This window comes from Peristeroidobacter soli, from assembly GCF_004138485.1.
GTDB lineage: Bacteria > Pseudomonadota > Gammaproteobacteria > Steroidobacterales > Steroidobacteraceae > Steroidobacter > Steroidobacter soli.
The window spans coordinates 989,509-1,008,763 of the sequence record NZ_ML142848.1 but is presented as its reverse complement, the minus strand read 5'-3'; the positions used below and the strand labels follow the sequence as shown (position 1 = coordinate 1,008,763).

13 protein-coding genes are annotated in these 19,255 nt (G+C 62.9%); 11 read left to right on the top strand and 2 right to left on the bottom strand.

Features of this window, described 5'->3' with window-relative positions:
- Nucleotides 1-9: 9 nt before the first annotated feature.
- The 6 genes from flhB (at nucleotide 10) to EKO19_RS04010 (ending at nucleotide 8,712) form a co-directional block, all read left to right on the top strand.
- Nucleotides 10-1,125 carry a flagellar biosynthesis protein FlhB gene (gene flhB, locus EKO19_RS04035; RefSeq protein ID WP_129775106.1) on the top strand — a complete coding sequence of 372 codons (1,116 nt, stop codon included), beginning with the start codon at nucleotides 10-12 and terminating at the stop codon, nucleotides 1,123-1,125.
- 19 nt (nucleotides 1,126-1,144) lie between these two features.
- A complete protein-coding gene (locus EKO19_RS04030) occupies nucleotides 1,145-2,083 on the top strand; it encodes a helix-turn-helix transcriptional regulator (RefSeq protein WP_129775105.1) in 939 nt (312 codons plus the stop codon).
- A 166-nt stretch (nucleotides 2,084-2,249) separates the two neighbouring features.
- Nucleotides 2,250-4,538 (top strand): PQQ-dependent dehydrogenase, methanol/ethanol family, encoded by a 2,289-nt coding sequence (locus EKO19_RS04025; protein WP_129775104.1) that lies wholly within the window; start codon nucleotides 2,250-2,252, stop codon nucleotides 4,536-4,538.
- Nucleotides 4,538-5,011, top strand: a complete 474-nt coding sequence (locus EKO19_RS04020) for a GlcG/HbpS family heme-binding protein (protein ID WP_129775103.1) — start codon at nucleotides 4,538-4,540, stop codon at nucleotides 5,009-5,011. Before EKO19_RS04025 ends, EKO19_RS04020 begins: the two co-directional genes overlap by 1 nt.
- Before the next feature lie 28 nt (nucleotides 5,012-5,039).
- Nucleotides 5,040-6,374, top strand: a complete 1,335-nt coding sequence (locus tag EKO19_RS04015; protein WP_129775102.1) for a metal-dependent hydrolase family protein — start codon at nucleotides 5,040-5,042, stop codon at nucleotides 6,372-6,374.
- A 25-nt stretch (nucleotides 6,375-6,399) separates the two neighbouring features.
- The gene (locus EKO19_RS04010; RefSeq protein WP_129775101.1) at nucleotides 6,400-8,712 is read left to right on the top strand and encodes a TonB-dependent receptor; all 2,313 of its coding nucleotides are present in this window, start codon (nucleotides 6,400-6,402) and stop codon (nucleotides 8,710-8,712) included.
- Nucleotides 8,713-8,763: 51 nt separating this feature from the next.
- Here EKO19_RS04010 and EKO19_RS04005 read toward each other — a convergent pair whose 3' ends face one another.
- Nucleotides 8,764-11,127 carry a serine/threonine-protein kinase gene (locus EKO19_RS04005; protein ID WP_175596948.1) on the bottom strand — a complete coding sequence of 788 codons (2,364 nt, stop codon included), beginning with the start codon at nucleotides 11,125-11,127 and terminating at the stop codon, nucleotides 8,764-8,766.
- Between the two features lie 52 nt (nucleotides 11,128-11,179).
- Here EKO19_RS04005 and EKO19_RS04000 point away from each other — a divergent pair, with 52 nt between their 5' ends.
- Nucleotides 11,180-11,737 (top strand): sigma-70 family RNA polymerase sigma factor, encoded by a 558-nt coding sequence (locus EKO19_RS04000; RefSeq protein ID WP_217705111.1) that lies wholly within the window; start codon nucleotides 11,180-11,182, stop codon nucleotides 11,735-11,737.
- Between the two features lie 193 nt (nucleotides 11,738-11,930).
- Nucleotides 11,931-13,058, top strand: coding sequence for a hypothetical protein (locus EKO19_RS03995; protein ID WP_129775099.1), 1,128 nt, complete (start codon nucleotides 11,931-11,933; stop codon nucleotides 13,056-13,058).
- A 722-nt stretch (nucleotides 13,059-13,780) separates the two neighbouring features.
- On the opposite strand, the gene EKO19_RS03990 is transcribed toward EKO19_RS03995, so the two are convergent.
- Complete coding sequence (locus EKO19_RS03990; RefSeq protein WP_129775098.1) at nucleotides 13,781-14,317, bottom strand: ORF6N domain-containing protein; 537 nt, start codon at nucleotides 14,315-14,317, stop codon at nucleotides 13,781-13,783.
- A gap of 266 nt (nucleotides 14,318-14,583) precedes the next feature.
- Here EKO19_RS03990 and EKO19_RS03985 point away from each other — a divergent pair, with 266 nt between their 5' ends.
- The 3 genes from EKO19_RS03985 (at nucleotide 14,584) to flhF (ending at nucleotide 19,245) form a co-directional block, all read left to right on the top strand.
- Nucleotides 14,584-14,997: a VOC family protein gene (locus tag EKO19_RS03985; protein ID WP_129775097.1), complete on the top strand. Its 414-nt coding sequence runs from the start codon at nucleotides 14,584-14,586 to the stop codon at nucleotides 14,995-14,997.
- Between the two features lie 509 nt (nucleotides 14,998-15,506).
- Nucleotides 15,507-17,612: a flagellar biosynthesis protein FlhA gene (gene flhA / locus EKO19_RS03980; protein ID WP_129775096.1), complete on the top strand. Its 2,106-nt coding sequence runs from the start codon at nucleotides 15,507-15,509 to the stop codon at nucleotides 17,610-17,612.
- A 16-nt stretch (nucleotides 17,613-17,628) separates the two neighbouring features.
- Nucleotides 17,629-19,245 carry a flagellar biosynthesis protein FlhF gene (gene flhF, locus EKO19_RS03975; protein WP_129775095.1) on the top strand — a complete coding sequence of 539 codons (1,617 nt, stop codon included), beginning with the start codon at nucleotides 17,629-17,631 and terminating at the stop codon, nucleotides 19,243-19,245.
- Nucleotides 19,246-19,255: the final 10 nt, after the last annotated feature.

Below are 19,255 nucleotides of genomic sequence, written 5' to 3'. Positions count from 1 at the left end.
GGGTGACGTATGGCAGAGGGTGATGACGCACAGGAAAAAACCGAAAGTGCCACTCCCAAGCGCCTCGAGGATGCGAGGCGCAAAGGCCAGATCCCCAGATCCAGGGAGTTGAGCGCGGCGGCGGTGACCATGTCGGCCGCGGCGGCGCTATACATGATGGGCGATCGGATCGCCGCCAAGATGTTTGGTTTCATGGAACGCAGCCTGACGCTGACTCGCGAGCAGGCGCTGGATTCGTCACAGATGATTCCCTCCCTGACCAGCGCGGCCATCGATGGATTGAAGATGTGCGCGCCCGTGCTCGGCATCATCTGTCTCGCGGCGCTGCTTGCGCCGCTCGCACTCGGCGGTTGGTCGTTCAGTACCGAAGCGCTCGCGCCGCAGTTCAATCGCTTGAATCCTTTGGAAGGCGTGAAGCGCATCTTCTCCTCGCGCGCCGTGATCGAGCTGGTCAAGGCGCTTGCCAAGTTCGGCATCGTCGGTCTGATCGCCGTGATCGTGCTTTGGAAGGACGTCAATCTGTTGCTCGGTCTGGGTCAGGAGCCGCTCGACCAGGCCATTGCTCACACCATCACCCTGGCCGGCAAGGCACTCATATCTATTACGGCCGGCTTGCTGATCATCGCCGGCATCGACGTGCCGTATCAGCTGTATACGTACGCCAAACAGTTGAAGATGAGCCGCCAGGAAATCCGCGAAGAGCACAAGGAATCGGAGGGCTCGCCGGAAGTGAAGGGCCGCATCCGTCAGTTGCAACAGCAGATGGCCCGCCAGCGCATGATGCAGGACGTGCCGAAGGCGGACGTGATCGTCACCAACCCGACGCACTTCGCCGTGGCTCTGCGTTATGACGAGAACCGCATGCGCGCCCCGATCGTCGTCGCCAAGGGCGTAGACCTGGTCGCCGCCCGTATCCGTGAGATCGCGGCGGAAAACAACGTGCCGATCTTCGAAGCGCCGCCGCTGGCCCGTGTGTTGTATAGAAACGTCGATATTGGTGGCGAGATTCCCTCCACCGTCTATCAGGCCGTCGCTCAGGTCCTGACCTACGTCTTCCAGCTGCGGGTCGCGAAACGTTCCGGCTTCCAGCCGCCGCCGCGGCCGGATGTGACGGTCGAAGAGTAATGGCATAGACTCGGTCGCCATGACCGAGCCGCCGCTGTCATTACCCGCCACGTTCGTGCCGCCGACCCTGGACATGCCGGGCACGGGGACGTCGGAACTGGTGGATTTCGGCCGGCTGTGGCTTTCTATCGACAACTACCGCCTGCGCGAGCGCTTCGATAGCCTGATCCACGGCGAGGACATGATCAAATTCCATGTCCGGCTGTCGGGTCGGCGCTCGCTGACCTTCGACGGCTACGACATGCTGGCCCTCGACGACACGGCCACCGCCGTCCTGCTTCACGAGCGCGACCTGCCCAAGATCGACCACATCTTCGCCCATCACGAGGAAGTGTCGATCACGGTCGCCATGGAGCGGCAGCGGTTCCTCGAATACCTCGACACCGGTAGCACCAATGTGCCGGTCGCGCTCGAAGACGTGATCAGCCGGTACGCTTATTCCCCACGCCTGGCCACCGCCGTACCGACGCCCGATGAGATCCGGCTCGCCCGGGAAATTCTCGGCTGTCGCAGCTCCGGCCCGATGCGTAAGTTGTTTCTGGAAGCCAAGGCGCTGGAATTCATCCATACCGTCGTGGAGCACCTGGTGTCGCCGGCTGAGGCCCGGGGTTCGTCGGTCCGGCTGACCGAGCGGGACAAGCGCCAGCTGCAACAGGTCCGCGAGCGCCTGGAAGCCGGTTTCATGGAAGGCACCCGCATCGAGGACCTGGCCCGCGAGTTCGGGCTCAATCGCAACAAGCTCTGCACCGGCTTTCGCACGCTGTTCGGCGTGTCCATCTTCGACTTCGCCAGCGGCTTGCGGATGAATGAAGCGCGGCGCCTGCTGCGCGAATCCAGCCTCAATGTCTCAGAGGTCGCTTTGTCGGTCGGCTATTCCTCGACCGGCGCGTTCAGCTCGGCATTCCACCGCTACTTCGGCCATTCCCCCAGCGAAGCCCGAGCATTGCCGGCTCGATGATCGAAAGCGGCCGAGGCCCTTTCGATACGCCCGGCAAAAGGCGCGACTTTTCCGAGCTACCGCCCGATAGTGACGATCTCGAATGACTTAGTGAGGATCGCGTAAGCCGGGCCGGCCGACATCGCGTAAAACACCGTCACTGGGGATCGATTCGGGAGAACGGCTAGTGAGCAATGCGTGGCGTGCGTGGTCCGCCGTGGCTGTGTTGGGCCTGCTGGCATCCGGCTGCTCCAAACATGAGGCCGCGGCTCCGAAAGCATCGGCGTCGGCGGACGCCGGCTGGCTGACCGGCGGCCACGACGAGGCCCAGACTTATCATTCCCCGCTGAAGCAGATCGACGAGTCCAATGCCGGCCGGCTCGGCTTCGCCTGGCATTACGATCTCGAAACGACGCACGGCCAGGAAGCCACGCCCGTCGTGGTCGACGGCGTGATGTATGCCAGCGCGCCGTGGGGATTCGTGCACGCTGTCGATGCACGCACCGGGCAACGCCGCTGGGTGTTCGATCCAAAGGTCGACAACTCCATCACCAGCAAAGTTTGTTGTGGCATCGTCAGCCGCGGCCTCGCGTTCGCGGAAGGGCGCGTATTCACGGCGTCCATCGACGGCCGGTTGTCGGCTCTCGACGCCAAGGACGGCAAAGTCTTGTGGCAGGCCGATACGATCGTCGACCACGAGCGCGGCTACACCGTCACTGGCTCGCCGTACGTCGCGGGTGATGTCGTCGTCATCGGCAATTCAGGCGGCGAGCTCGATGCGCGCGGCTACATCACTGCCTACAAGGTGAGCTCCGGCGAGCTGGCGTGGCGCTTCTATACCGTGCCGGGCAGCTCGACCGGGCCGTTCGAACATCCCGAGCTGGAAGCGGCCGCGAAGACCTGGGATCCCAAGTCACGTTTTGATGTCGGCCTCGGCGGCACCGTTTGGGACGGCATGGCCTACGACGCCAAGCTCGATCTGCTGTACGTGGGCGTCGGCAACTCCGCGTTGTACCCGCGCAAGCTGCGTAGCCCGAACGGCGGCGACAATCTGTACGTTGCGTCGATTCTCGCGATCAATCCGAAGACCGGCCGGATGGCCTGGCATTACCAGACCACGCCCGGCGATCAGTGGGACTACACCGCCACTCAGAAGATGATCCTTGCCGATCTGAAGATCGGCGAGCAGACGCGTCAGGTGCTGATGCAGGCACCGAAGAATGGTTTTTTCTATGTGCTCGATCGCGCGACTGGCGAGCTGCTCTCCGCCAGGCCTTATGTGCCGGTGAATTGGGCGTCCGGCGTCGATCAGCAAACCGGCCGTGCCATCGAAACGGGGCTGGCCGATTACAGCAACGGTCCGAAGCTGGTGTTTCCTTCGCCCGCGGGCGGCCACAACTGGCATCCGATGGCGTTCAACCCGGAGACGGGGCTGGTTTACATCCCGACGCTGGAAGCGAGCGCGGTGTTCTGGATTCCTGCCGAGCCGTTTGTCTATGCCAAGGGTGGCGCCAATGCCGGCGCGATGTATGCGTTCCCGGCGGCGCACGCGGGCAATTGGGGATTGGAAGGGCCGGCGGCGAAACATCTGCCGCCGTTGTCCGAGCTGGGCAAAGGCCAGCCCGACACGACCATTCGCGGCTTCCTGCGCGCCTGGGATCCGGTAGCAAACAAAGTCGTGTGGGAAGTTGAAACGTCCGGCCAGTGGGTGGGCCAGATGAACGCGATCTGGAATGGCGGCGGCGTGATGACCACGTCGGGCAATCTGGTGTTCCAGGGCCAGTCGACCGGCGCGCTGCACGTCTATCGCGCGACCGATGGTCATCCGCTCGCGGCCATCGACATCGGCACCAGCATCATGGCTGCGCCGATGACTTATGAGCTCGACGGCGTTCAGTACGTTTCGGTGATGGCCGGCTACGGTGGCGCGCTCGGTGGTGTGCATCCCGTCGGCACTGCTGCCGAACGCTATGGCAATGCCGGGCGCATCGTGACATTCAAGATCGACGGCGGCCCGGTGCCGAAGCCGGCCGAGAAGGAGCATGTTTCTTCTGTTCCGCGCCCGTCGGTGGAGCGTTTCGGTTCGGCTGCGGACATCGAGACCGGCAACGAATTGTTGAAGCGCAACTGTGCGCGTTGTCATGCGAACGAAGGCCCGGGCGCGATTCCCGATCTGCGCTGGATGAGTGCGCAGACTCACCAGGAATTCGAAGACATCGTGTTGAAGGGCGTGCGCGCTTCCAAAGGCATGGGTTCGTTCGCGAACTTGCTCACGTCCGCGCAGGCTCAGCAGATTCGCGCGGCCCTCGTCGACTCGGCGTGGAGCGCGTATGAGGAGCAGAACGCTCCTCAGTCTGCGCCCCATGCGCCGCAGACCGCGCCTCACGTGCCGGCTACTGCACCTGAGCTGCCCAATTCTTCCAAGTCTGCGCCGGGTCATTCGCCGGCTACCGCTTCCACTGGAGCTGCCCACTGATGTCACGCCTGAGAACGTTACTGGCTGCCTGCGTGTTGTGCGCCGGGCCCTCCGCACTCGCCGCCGATTCCGCACTTGCTTCGGCCGAGAGAATGATCGCCAGCTGCTTCGCATACGCCGCTGCTAACAAAATGCCGCCGGTGAGCGTGGTCGTCGTGGACGCGAGCGGCGCGTTGATCGCATCGAAGCGACAGGACGGGGCGATGCCCGTGGCCGTCGACGCAGCGTTGCTCAAAGCACGGACGTCGATTCGCACGCGAGCGCCGACGGCGGTGCTGTCGCCGATCGTGCAAGGTGATGCGGGCACGCGCGATGCGTTCATCACCATGGAGCTGACGTCGATTCCAGGCGGCGTGCCGTTCGCTCGCAGCGCTGAAGCGGTTGCGGGCGCAGTGGGGGTGTCGGGCGGACATCCGGATCAAGACGCCGCGTGCGCGAATAGTGCCGTCGAAGCGTTGAAGGCGAAGAGCTGAGGGCCTGCGGGCTATCGTTGAGAGATTCATGAGCCAACCCATCCGTCCTCTTTCCTTGCTGGTTCGTGCCGCTATTGGCTTGTTGATTGGCGGCGTCGCGCACGCAGCCGAGCCGGCTTCGAGCATCGTTGTCCATTGCGGCACGCTCATCGATCCGGCCGCGTCGGCTCAACCTCTATCCGAACGTTCCATCGTCATCGAACAAGGCCGCGTGGTCCGCGTCGACAGCGGCTTCACAGCCGCACCGGCCGGCGCGCAGACGATCGATCTGCGTAAGGCCACCTGCCTGCCCGGCTTCATCGACAGCCATACCCACCTCACGATGGAATTTGGCAAGGGCGCCTATCTGAGCAAGTTCGTCGACACCGACGGTGACATTGCTTACAAAGCCGCGCGTAACGCGAAGACCGTGCTGATGACCGGCTTCACGACGGTGCGAGATCTTGGCGGTCAGCATCTGGTCGATGTCGCGCTCAAGAACGCCATCGAGCGCGGCGACGTGCCGGGACCTCGCATGCTCGTTGCCACGAATTTGTTGTCGATTTCGGGCGGCCATGGTGATCCGTCCGCGGGATATCGGGAAGAGTTGTTCCATCCGACGGAAGCCGACGGCGTCGTCGACGGTGTCGACAGCGCCATTCGCGGCACGCGGATCGCCATCAAGCGCGGCGCGGATGTCATCAAGGTCACGGCAACCGGCGGTGTGATGTCAGTTGCCGATCACGGCTCAGGCCCGCAGTTCACATCGCCCGAGTTGCAGGCGATTGTCGAGACCGCGAAGAGTCACGGCTTGAAAGTGGCGGCCCACGCGCACGGCGATGAGGGTGCATATATCGCGGTGTCAGCGGGTGTTTCTTCAGTCGAGCACGGCACGTATCTCACGCCGAAGACGTACGCGCTCATGAAGAAGAATCACGTCTACCTGGTTCCTACTGTTATCGCCGGCGCGTCTGTTGCTGAGGCCGCGAAGACGCCCGGTTTCTTCCCTCCGTCCGTGCAGGCCAAAGCACTCGAGATCGGCCCGCTCATGGTGGCCGCACTCGGCCGCGCCTGGAAGGCCGGTGTGCCGATCGCATTCGGCACGGACTCCGGTGTGTATCCGCACGGTCGCAATGCTCGCGAGTTCGGCTACATGGTGGAGGCGGGCGTGCCGCCGTTCGAAGCGATTCGCGCGGCTACCCAGAACGCGGCCGATCTGCTCGATCGCAGCAAGGACATCGGCACGCTGCAGCCCGGTCATTTCGCGGACATTGTCGCCGTGCAAGGCGACCCGCTCACCGACATTCGCCTGCTCGAGCGGATTTCGTTCGTGATGAAGCAGGGACGCACCTATAAGGCAGACGGCAACCCCGTCGCATTCTGATAAATCCATCCCGAGGTCATCGCCAGTGAACAACCGAACTCATCTTGCCGCCGCGATGAGCGCGGCGGTCCTTGCCAGCACGATTCCGTTGCACGCTTTCGCTCAGGAAAGCGCTGCCGGAGAAGGGCTGGAGGAAATCGTCGTCACCGCTCAGAAGCGCGAACAGAAACTGCAGGAGGTGCCGATGGCGGTCACTGCGGTCTCGGGCGTGCAGCTGGAACAGCAGGGCATCACGCAATTCCAGGACTTGTTACGCAGCGTGCCAGGTGTTTCTTTCGCCGGCACCGAGCCCGGCCAGAGCCGCTACGCGATTCGTGGCATCAGCACCGAGGCGTCGAGCCCGACGGTGGGCGTGTATCTCGACGACATTTCGCTCGTGTCCATCTCCACCGGCTTCGCGGGCGCCATCGATCCGGCGTTCTTCGACTTCGAACGGGTCGAAGTTCTGAAGGGGCCGCAGGGCACGTTGTACGGTGGCAGTGCCATGGGCGGCGCCATCAAGTACGTGAGCCGTCAGGCTGAGATCGATAAGACGTCGTTCTCCACAGCGGCTGGCATGTCGAGCACGCGCGGTGGCGATATTTCTTATGAAGCCGAAGGCGTCGCAAACATTCCGCTCGTCGCGGAGAAGCTGGCGGTGCGCGGTGGCGTGTCTTATCGCAAGACCGGCGGCTACGTCGACAACGTTCCCAACGGCGATACTGAAGTCTGGACGCGCAGCACGACCAACCCGCCCGCGGCGATCCAGCCGACCCGTTACTCGACGTTGAGCAATTTCCGTCAGGACGATAGCAACGAGCGCGACTTGCTTTCAGTGCGCCTGTCCGCGAAGTACACGCCGACGGATACGTTGACCATCGTGCCGGCGGTGTTCTTCCAGAAAAGCGACAAGGACGGTACGGACACTTTCTTCACCAACCTGCCGGAATATCGGGCGTCGTATCGCTTTGCCCAGCCGACCAAGGACGACGTGGGCATCTACAGCCTCACGATCACCAATGACTTCGGCGGCGCGACCCTCACCTCGATCAGTGCCTATGTCGATCGCGACGTGAATTGGGATCGCGACTACTCGCTGTTCATCGGCAACCTGGCGGGCGCGTTCTTCCCGTACGACTCTTACAACACTTCCGATACGACCACCAAGACGTTCACGCAGGAATTGCGCCTGTCGGGTGAAGCGATCGGCGGCCGTCTGCAGTGGGTGGGCGGCTTGTACTACGCCGATCAGGAAGATGAGCTGTTGCAGGTCGTGACCACGGTGGGGGCCGGCGTGCCGTTCGGTTTGGGTACCGATGTCACTTACTTCGGCGATCAGCGCACCGACAGCAAACAGTTCGCCGCGTTCGGCGAGCTCACGTTCGAGATTCTTTCCAACCTGGACCTGACGGTCGGCCTGCGCTACTTCGACCAGGATCAGACGGTCAACGCCGAGTTCGACGGCATCTTCAACGGCGGCGCCAGCACCGTCGACAACAAGAAGAGCAGCGAAGACGGCCTGACACCGAAAGTCTCGCTCACCTGGCGGGCCACGCCGGACAATCTGCTCTACACGACGGCGAGCAAGGGCTTCCGTCAGGGCGGACCGAATCGTTTCAACACCAACAGCCCGTTGTGCGCGCCGGACTTCGAGCGTCTCGGTATCGATCGCGTGCCGGACAGCTATCGGCCGGATACGTTGTGGACGTATGAAGTCGGCAGCAAGAATCAGGTGCTCGATCGTCGCGCGACGGTGAACGCGGCGGTGTATTACACGGACTGGAGCAAGATTCAGCAGCAGGTGAACTTGCCGACGTGCGGATTCCAATTCGTCGGTAACGTTGGCGCGGCGGAGATCAAGGGCGCGGAACTTGCGATCGAAGCTGCGGTGACCGATGCGCTGACGATCGGCGGTACTGCGAGCTACACAGATGCTGAGATCACTGAATCCGCGCCTGGCGTTTCGGCGCAGGTCGGTCAGTCCGTGCTCGACACGCCGGAGTGGATGGGCAACCTGTACGGCGATTACAAGTTCCGGTTGAGCGAGACCATGGATGCGACGATTCGCGCCGAGTATCAATATCGCGATTCGAGCCTGCGTCAGTTCGATACGACCATGCTGGTGTCGTATCCGAACGGCACGTCGGCGAATGTGCCCAACATCACGCAGATCCAGGGCTCGTACGACATCGTGAATCTCAACTTCACGATCTTCCGCGGCGACTGGCAGTACCGGCTGTTCGTCAACAACCTGCTCGACGAGTCGCCCTATCTGGACTTCTCCCGCACCTCAGGCGAGTCGTCGGCGACCACGCTGCGTCCTCGTACGATTGGCGTCGGCGCGCGCGTCAACTTCTAACGCCGTGGGAGGCGAGGTCGGGCACCCCTGCGGGTGCCCGACCGACAATCGTCAGTGCGTTTGCTCGATAGCGCAAATGCGGGCCGTGCGATGCTGCTCGCACAGCGCCACGCGCACGCGTTCCAGATAGCGTCCCACGCTGGGGGGAGGGGCCGTTACTTTTTCCAGTAGCGCTATGGCGTGCGTGAGCGCTTCGACCGCGCCATCCAGGTCGCTCGTTGCCAATCGCGCTTCGGCCAGCGTTGCATAAACCGACGCATGGCGGCTCGCCGGCTCGGTGTAGACGCGATCTGCCATGTCGGCGGCCTCCTGCGCCATGGCGAGCGATTGCGGCGGATCGATCTTGGTCGAGTTGCGCGCCACATTGGCGAGCGCGACCACGACCATCGGATGTTCGCTGCCGAACACGCGACGACGCACCTCGAGCGAACGACGATGCAGGCTCAGTGCCTCTGCCGTGCGACCTCGATCTTCCGCGAGCAGTGCGTGGTTGTTGAGCAGGCTCGCCAGGTCCGGGTTGCCATTGGGAAACAACTGCTCATACATTGCTTGCGCGCGGACGTAGAACGCCTCCGCACGCTCGTAGTCTTCCATTCCGTGCGTAACGTGTGCGAGATTGTTGTAGAGATTGGCGCGATCCAGTGTCAGGCCGTCGTTGCGTTGGTCGATGGCTGCTTGCGCGCGCAGCAGCCAGCGCTCGGCCTCCGGATATTGTTCCTGGACCAGATGCAGGTTGCCGAGATTGCCGAGCAGCGTCACATACAACGGATCGCCGGTCTGATGCGTGGCCTCGACGGTGGCGATGACTCGTTCGTAAGCTGTCCGAGCTTCGTCGATGCGGCCTTGTTCCTGCCGCAGACCCGCGATGCCGTCGAGTACGCGCAACGTTCGAATGTCCTCGGGCCCGAATTGCGCCAGGCTCTCCTCCAATGCCTGCGTCAGCTGTCGCTCGGCGGCCTCGAGCCGATAGCGGCTGAGCATGCTGTAGCCGATACCGAATCGAATCTCGGCGCTCAGGTCGGGCCGACCGGCGAAGCGCTCGTCGATGCCGGAGGCCGCCTGATCCAACGCCCGGCTCAGCGTCAGTTCGCTGCCGGCGTCGAAGGGGTCCGACATCTGCAGCACATCGAGCAGAAACTGGTTGATCAGCCGGGTATCGGCGGCGGCGCGGCGGGCCGCGTCGGCTTGCCACCACGCAATCCCCGTCGCTGTGAGAACCGAGAGCGTCGCGACCACCGCTGCCGCGCTGCCGACGCGATGGCGGCCGACGAACTTGCGTGCTCGATACCACATGGAATCTGGATGCGCGGCCACCGGCCGGCCGCTGAGATAACGCTGCAGATCGTCCGCCAGCTCGCGCGCCGACGCGTAGCGACGTTCGGGGTCGCGATGCATGGCCTTGGCCACGATGCGATCGAGATCCGTCGATAGCTGAGCGGCACGCGTATCCCGCTCCGCTTCGGACAGTGGCGCCTGTCGCAGAGATTTCCTCAGAGGTTCGTGCGTGCTGTAGCAGACGACCTGCTCGACTTGCGTCGGTGTGAGCTCGGCGAGCTCGTACGGGCGCTTTCCCGAGAGCAACTGATACAGCACGACGCCCAGCGAATAGACGTCGGAACTGGTGGTCAGCGGCTGTCGCCGGACTTGCTCGGGGCTGGCGTAAGCCGGGGTCATGGCCGTCAGGTGAGTCACGCCGCTGAAATCCCGATCCTGCTTCTCCAGCGTGCGCGCGATACCGAAGTCCAGCAGGCGCGGTTCGTCGTCGGCGCCGACCAGGATGTTCTCCGGCTTGAGGTCACGATGCACGATGAGGTGTCGATGAGCGTCCTGCACGCCTTCGCACACTTTACGAAACAGGGCGACCCGCGCGCGCACGTCCAGACGATTGCGGTCGCAGTACTCGATCAGCGAAGGGCCGTCGACATATTCCATCACCAGGTAGGGCATGCCCGAGCGGGTACTGCCGCCGTCCAGAATGCGCGCCACATTGCGATGATCGAGGCGGGCGAGCAGGGCGCGCTCATTCTCGAAGCGTTCGATCAGGCGCCGGCGGAGGGCGGGCGCGCTCTCCAGGTGCAGGGGGCGGATCACCTTGATGGCGACCTGCTGCTCGAAAGTAGCGTCGGCGCGCCGCGCCAGAAAGACGACGCCCATGCCGCCGGCGTCCAGTTGTCGCACCAACTCGTAGTTGCCGAGGCATTCGCCTATTTGCGGGAATGCGCCGTAGTCCGGCCACGCCGGGGTGGGTTCCAGGAACTGGCTGTCGATCTCGGCATCGGCTTCGAGCAAACGTTCCACTCGCCGGCGCAGCCAGTCCGGCAGATGTTGATCCACCAACCAGTCGTAGCGTTCGGCGGCGGGCCGCTCCAGAGCACGCTCGAACCAGCGCAGGACCTCGCCTTCGTCATTGGCCATTCTTGAACTACTCCCGCCTGCTCCGAGGGGCCGCGCTGCTAGACTCGCCGGCGTGACCATCGCCCTTACTCAATTGCTTTCCGACTGGCGCCAGGGCGACCTGTCCGCCCGCGATCGGGTGATCGACGCCGTCTACCCTGAGCTGCGTGCCCTCGCCAGCCGTGAGCTGGCCGGCGAACGTCGCAACCATACCCTGCAGCCGACCGCGCTGGTGAACGAAGCGTACATGCGCCTGAGTGGCGTGGAGCGCATCGATTGGCGCTGCAGCTCGCACTTCGTTCGTATCGTCGGCCGGCTGATGCGTGAGATTCTCGTCGATCATGCACGCAAGCGGGGCGCCGCGAAGCGCGACGGCGGCCAGCAGATCACGCTGAGCGGTGTCGACGTGGCTGACAACAGCGGCGGCGTCGACGTGCAGCGACTCGACGCCGCGCTGGCTCGCCTCGAACAGATCGATCCGGACAAGGGCTGCATCGTGGAGTTGCGCTACTTCGCCGGGCTCACCATCGAGGAGACGGCTCGGGCGCTGGAGATGTCGCCCGCGACTGTGAAGCGCCACTGGCAGGCGGCACGCGTGTGGTTGCATGAGGCGTTGAAGGATTCCGATTGATCTTCCCAGAGGCGTAAAACGCCTCCGATTCGGCTCATCGCGGCCCGCCGCAATTTTTGTGTGAGCCGATTTCCCCTCGTTTTGCGCATCCAGCGACACGGACACTCCTCGACCGCTGGGAGAGGCGTGGCCGGCCGAGCATCGGGCAGACCCGATCTCCGGCTCGATCATCACCACCATTCGGGGGAGACAAATGAGCATCAAAGCATCGAAGGCGGCTGTGTTCGGCGGCATCGTGGCGCTCGCGCTTGGCGGCTGTGGTTCGCGAGCCTCGGACGATACGTTGCCTGCGCTGAGTGGTGCGGAGGCGGGGGATCGTGCGTGGACCGGTGCGATGGAACCCGCCGCCATCATGGATCAAACCGGTTTCGGCCAGCCCATCGTTGCGGCCACGGTGAATGTTCCCGAAGGCTGGCAGACACACGGCGGCATGAGCTGGGATCGTAGCGGTGAGTGCGTCAGCAATTACCTGCGAGCGAAGTGGCTGGCCCGCTCCGACGACGGCAGCGAGTTCGAGCTGTTGCCCGGCTATTCGTGGCAGCTGCAAGGCACGGAGAATCAGTTTTATCCCTGCCCCGTGCTGCCGGTCCGCTCGCCGCGCGAGTTGCTGGAAATCGTCGCGCAACGCTATCCGTCCGTGCGCATCCTCGAGTATCGCGATCGACCGGATATGGCCCAGGAGTCACAGGCTGTTCAACAGCCCGGCGGGCAAGCTCACTTCGAGGCCGGCGAGCTGCTGATTGCCTATCAACGCGACGGGGTGGAGTTTCGGGAGGTATTGGCCGCGATGCTGAGCATTTCACAACTGCAAGGGCACGTGGCGATCGCCACGCCCGCGGTGTATGCGATGCGCGCGCCGGCGGGCCGGCTCGATCCTTCGGTGGCGGAGCAGATCCGCCGATCGGTGAAGATCGACCGAGAGTGGGTGGCGATGGCGAACCAGGCGGGCAAGGAGGCGGCCGATCGCATCGCTCGCGCGCAACGCGCTCGCATCGATTCGTGGCACGCCAATGAGATGGCCAAGATCAACGCCCGCGGCGCTCGCGAGCGCTCGATGATTGCCATGCAGACCAGTCGGGAAGTGGCACAGATCTATTCGGAAGGCTGGCATCGCTCCCAAGCCACCGACGACCGCATTCAACGGCGCACGCTCGAAGCGATCGGTGGCTACAACACATACGCCGATCCCGCCGGCGGCGGCACCGTGCGGGGCTCGATCGAATACGACCGTGTGATACGCACCGATGGCGGCGACTACCTTGGCACCAACGATCCCTACTACAATCCCGGGGGATCGGAGGAGCTGCAGCGGATTCCGTGATTCATGGTGGATTTCAGGAAGATTCGCGAGCCCGCTCGTTCCTGAGCGGCGATGTGTCGATGCCAACTCCCTGTCGACTTTCGATCATCGTGTGCGTCCCTGCACAGCTCGCGCTTCCGTGGAACAGCTGATTTCCCTCCCTGATAAAACGGCTGTTCCTATTTATATAGAGCGACAAACGTCACACTTTTCCCTCGCGTGAAGCGTGGTTTGTTTGAAATATTTTCGAGTTATGACGTGTTGTGATGCGTCAGTCAGTGATTGCTACGCGAATGCAATCGCCGCGGGCTGCTCCCTGGCAACCCGCGGCGGGACTCAAGGTGAGTAGTGCGTTTGCATGTCACTTCGCCGTCCTGGCTTTGGCGTGGCATGCGTGTGCTGACTTCCTCCTGTTATTTTTTTTGTCACTTTCCTTGTGTGAGAAGCCGTCACGAGCCGTGGGAGCGGTTCGATTTCGACTCCGGAAGCTTCGCGAGCTCGCTCGGTCATGAGCGGCGATGTCACTGACAACTCCATGTCCGACTCGTGATTATCGTGTGCATCCGTGCACGACTCGCGCTTCCTTGGAACTGCAGAACCTCCTTCCGTGGTGAAGCTGATGTTCCTAATATGTAGAGCGACAATCGTCACAGTTTTCCCTCGCGAAGAAGGTCATTTGTTTGAAATATTTCCTGGTTATGACGTGTCGTGGTGCGTCAATTTTATTCTTGGAGCAGATGAGCCTATTCGTCGAGATTGGCAGTGAAGCCGATGGGGCGCTTCTTTGGCTCGGGCAGGCGCATGAGTTCGCGAATCGCTTTGAGAATGCCGACGATCGCCTGATCATGCGTCGATACCTTTCTTTCCAGTTGAGCGAACTTTTCCGCGAGTTGTTTGTTGGACGCGAGCAGGTGACGCAGCTGCAAAAAGGCGCGCACGATGTGGATTGTCATGGCGACTGCCCGTGGGCTGTTGAGAACTGTTGCAGCCATGATGGCGCCGTGCTCAGTGAAGGCGAATGGCCGCTTGCGGCGGCCGCCCCATCTTGATGTCGCAAATTGCGACATCAAGATTTCGAACTCATCGTCCGTCACTTCGAAAATAAAGTCCGCGGGAAATCGAACCTTGTTTCGGCGGACTTGCTCGTTGAGTCGTCGCGTTTCAACCTTGTATAGCGCTGCGAGGTCGCTGTCGAGCAGTACGCGCTGACCGCGCAGCACGATGATTGATTGCGCAATGCGTTCGGTAGGTGCGAGCGCGACCGTTCTATCCTTCGGCATCAGAACTCCTCTCAGGTGCTTCCTTGCTGGCGAGGATGGTATCCGTGGCAAGAATGCAATGTGTGCGAGATAAAGGGATCTCGTCAGGAGGAGCGCCACCGGAGCTTGGTTTGCAATCTGAGTCTTTCGCTTGGTGAGATCGCTGTCGAATTTAACAGTCGATGTTTCCGCGGAGATTGCTGCTCACGAGTTTCTCTCGTACGCACTTGCACATCGAGGTGTAACTTGGCGCTATGATTGCGAGCGACAGGCTTGAGGTCAGTCCTATGTTAGAGAACCGCTCGATGCCGTCCAGCGGCGTCATTCCGGTGCTGGCTTATCCCGATGTGGTCGAGGCGAGTAAGTGGCTCTGCGCTGCGTTCGGATTCAGAGAGCGTCTGCTCGTAGGATCTCACCGCGTGCAACTGCATGCTGAGTCGGGCGCGGTCGTCATCGCGGGTGGCGCGCCTAGTGAGGCGTCGCGCGCCAACTTCTCCGTGATGATCCGAGTAGCCGACGCCGCCGCGCACTTCGCACGTGCGAAGGCGCACGGAGCGACGATCATCAGCGAGCCGACGGACTACCCCTATGGAGAGCGGCAGTACTCCGCGCAGGACCTCGCTGGCTATGTGTGGACGTTCTCGCAGACTGTTTCGGACGTCGATCCGGCGAGCTGGGGCGGGGTGCTGAAGGAAAATTAGGGGTCACTGTGAGGCTTGTTGATGCGCACCGGTGTGCTCCAAACTTCGCTTCGAAGTCTGAGTCCGCCCCTTTGGTCGGCAGTAGGATTTCCCCCGCCCGCCGCAAGGCGGGCTTTTCATTTGAATGTGTGGCGGGGTGGGTGGAACTACCGTCGACCGGATCGACCTGATAGATTCGAGCCGTTTCCTCGAGTCCTCGCTGACGTCCGGCGAATAACTTTCGGGTGAGAGGAACCAGTCTGGTTGTGCTCGCGGTGTTTCACGTACGTCGCGATCCAGCCGTCTGGCAAGTGCGCTCCTAGTCACCGCGCTCCGTGATCCCCGTCACACTCCCCATTCCCACCGCCGGCCGCTATCGGCCCACCAGGCCGCCCCCTTAGCGGCACCTTTCCAAACTGTGACCAACGCCCGCCGGGCGGTGAGGCCCGTGGTCCGGGAGTTGCACCCTATAGGGCGTGCGCCGGAATACCGACGCAGCGGATCAGGCAACGGATTTTTGACGACGACGAATGGCCACAGCCTCTGCAACCAGCTCCAAGCTCGACCTGAAAGCGCTACTGCGCTCCGGCATCGGTGTGCCGGTGGGCGTGTTGGCGACGTTGGCGATGGTGATCCTGCCGCTGCCGCCGATCGCGCTGGACGTGCTTTTCACGTTCAACATCGCGCTGTCGTTGATCGTCGTGATGGTCGTGTTCTACGTGCAGCGGCCGCTCGAGTTCGCCATTTTTCCGACGGTCCTGCTGCTCGCGACGTTGCTCCGCCTGGCGTTGAACGTTGCGTCGACGCGTGTGGTGCTTCTGCACGGTCATACGGGCGGGCACGCCGCCGGTAAGGTCATTGCGTCGTTCGGTGAGTTCGTGATCGGCGGCAACTACGCCGTCGGTGTGATCGTGTTCGCAATTCTCACCATCATCAACTTCATCGTCGTCACCAAGGGTTCGGGTCGTATCTCAGAAGTGACCGCGCGTTTCACCTTGGACGCGATGCCCGGCAAGCAGATGGCGATCGACGCCGACCTCAACGCCGGTTTGATCACGCAGGAAGAAGCGCGCACTCGTCGCGGCGAAGTGCGTCAGGAAGCGGACTTCTACGGTTCGATGGACGGTGCCAGCAAGTTCGTGCGCGGTGACGCGACGGCCGGCATCCTGATTCTGATCATTAATATGTTGGGCGGCCTGGGCATCGGCATGATGGCTCACGGCATGGCCTTCAGCGATGCGGCCCGGACTTACACGCTGCTCGCTATCGGTGACGGTCTGGTGGCGCAGATTCCGGCACTGCTGCTCTCGACCGCGGTCGCGATCATTGTGACGCGTGTTTCGAGTGCGCAGGACATGGGCGGCGAGTTGTCGAAGCAGTTGTTCGGTCAGCCGCGGGCGCTGGCGATCGCTGCGAGCTTGCTCGGCGTGATGGGCATCATCCCGGGCATGCCGAACCTGCCGTTCCTGATGATGGCTGCGCTCTGCGGTGGCGGTGCTTACATGTTGAACAAGCGCGCCAAGGAACAGCCGTCCGAAGAAGAGGTAGCCGCGGCTGCAGCTGCGGCTGCTCCGCCGCCGGCGGCATCGGAGTCGAAGGAACTCACGTGGGATGACGTGCAGCCGGTCGACATCATCGGACTCGAAGTCGGTTATCGACTGGTGCCGCTGGTCGACAAAGCTCAGGGCGGCGATCTGCTCGCGCGCATCCGCGGTGTCCGTCGCAAGCTCACGCAGGATCTCGGCTTCCTGGTACAAACCGTACACATCCGCGACAACCTCGACTTGGCGCCGAATTCCTATCGCATCAATCTGGCGGGCGTGCCGGTGGGCGATGGCGTGATCTATCCCGAGCGCGAGCTCGCCATCAACCCGGGCAAGGTGTTCGGTCGGCTGACCGGCATCGAGACGCGCGATCCCGCTTTCGGCATGGAAGCGGTGTGGATCGAGCCTTCCATGCGCGATCACGCGCAGACGCTCGGCTATACGGTGGTCGATGCCAGCACCGTGATTGCCACGCATTTGAGCAATGTGATTCAGACCCACGCTCATGAGCTGCTCGGCCATGAGGAAGTGCAACACTTGCTCAACACGCTCGCAAAAACTGCTCCAAAACTTGTCGAAGATCTCACTCCGCGACTGCTGCCGTTGGGCACGGTGGTCCGTACCTTGCAAGGTCTGTTGGCAGAGCGAGTTCCGATCCGAAACATGCGCACGATCGTCGAAACTTTGGCGGAGCACGCCGCGCGTACCCAGGATCCGGTGCAGTTGCAGTCGCAGGTTCGGGTCGCGCTCGGTCGGCAGATCGTGCAGGACATCGCGGGGATGGCCACCGAGTTGCCGGTCATCACGCTGGAGCCGGACTTGGAGCAGCTGTTGACGAATTCGCTGTCGGGTACCAACGCCGCGACGCCGGGCCTCGAGCCGGGCCTGGCGGAACGGATGCAGCGTCGTCTGGCGGAAGCCGCGCAACGTCAGGAGTTGACGGGTGAGCCGGCGGTGCTGCTGGTGCCGCCGCAGCTGAGGCAGACGCTGGCGCGCTTCATGCGCTCGATCGTGCCGAACATGCACGTGCTGGCGTGGAATGAGATTCCGGACAACCGCAAGGTCCGCTTGGTCACTGCGGTGGGTCGCTGAGAGTAGTTAGCAAGGTATGAAGATCAAACAATATCGTGCCGAAGACATGCGGACAGCGTTGCGCCAGGTGCGTGATGCGCAGGGTCCCGACGCGGTGATTTTGTCGAGCCGACGTGTGCCCGGCGGCGTCGAAGTCGTCGCCGCCGTCGACTACGAAGGTGAAGACGCGGCGACCGAGCAGTTGGCGGTCGATAGCGGTCTCGTCGACACGTACGGTGCCGAGCGTCGCCAGGCACAGGCTCAGGGCAATGTTTCTCAGACCGCGCCTGCGCGCGCTGCTCAGCATGACCCAGCGTTGTTCGGTGGTGCGACGAAGCCCCGCACGCAGAATGCGCCGGCCAATGAATATATGAGCGAGCGTGCCGAGCTGACGCGCCAGTTCGCGTCGCAGCCGGCGCAGGCGCGCACGAGCGAGCGTGCTCTGCAGACGAATCGTTACATGGAGGAGAGCGATGAAGGCGCGCAGCGTCACGCGGCGGCCGAGCGTGCGCCGGGGAATCGCGCGGGCGCTAACGAGCGCGCTCGCTACGCGTCCGAAGCGCAGGCCTCTGGCCGCGCTCGAAACCAAGCTGAGGCTCAGGGCTCCAGCGATCGCGCTCGCTACGCAGCTGAAACGTCGGCATCCAATGACCGAGGTCGTTACGCCGTCGAAGCTGAGTCGGCGCGTGATATGGATCTCTCCCGCCTCGATCTGATCGACGCCAACAGCGACGTCAACGAAGAGCTCCGCACTCTGCGCCGCATGTTGGAAACGCAGCTGGCGACGCTTGCGTGGAACGATCTCTCCCGCCGTTCGCCGATTCAGACTGAACTGTTGAAGCAGCTGACGCAGCTCGGTCTGGCGCAGGAGCTGGCGACTGAAATCGTCACTCAGATGCCGACGCGTCTGGAGCTGGCCGAAGCGAATCGTCTCGCGCTGGCGCTGCTCGCGCGCAAGATCGAAACGACCGGTGGTGAGCGGTGGATGGATGGCGGCGGTGTCGTTGCGCTCGTCGGCGCGACGGGCGTGGGCAAAACCACGCTGATCGCGAAGCTCGCGGCTCGTTGGGTGATGCGTCATGGCCCGCGCGACATCGCGCTGATCTCGACCGACTCCGTTCGCATCGGTGCGCAGGAACAGGTCCAAACGCTCGGTCGCCTGCTCGGCGTGCCGGCGTATGCGCTCGATGGTTCGGCCGAGCTCGCCGACGTGCTCGACCATCTCTCCGACAAACGTTTGGTGTTGATCGACACGGCCGGCCTGAGTCCGCGCGATCCGCGGCTAGAGCAGGAGTTGAAGCTGCTGTCTGCAGCGAGCGAGCGCATGGAAACGACGCTGGTGTTGTCCGCCTCCGCGCAGGCCGGGGCGATCGAAGAAGCGGTCACGCGTTTTGCGTCGGCGAAGCCGACCACTTGCGTGCTCACCAAGCTGGACGAAGCGACCAGCCTCGGCGGTGCGATTTCCACGTTGATTCGCGCCCGCCTGCCGGTGACCTACGTCAGCGAAGGCCAGCGTGTTCCGGAAGATCTGGCTCCCGCGCGCGCGCATCAGTTGATCGCGCGTGCCGTCGAATTGTCTCGTAAGTCTGGCGCCTCAGCGGATGAGGATTTGTTACGTCGCCGATTCGGCACCGTGGCGCACGCCATCGCATGAAGCTGATGAC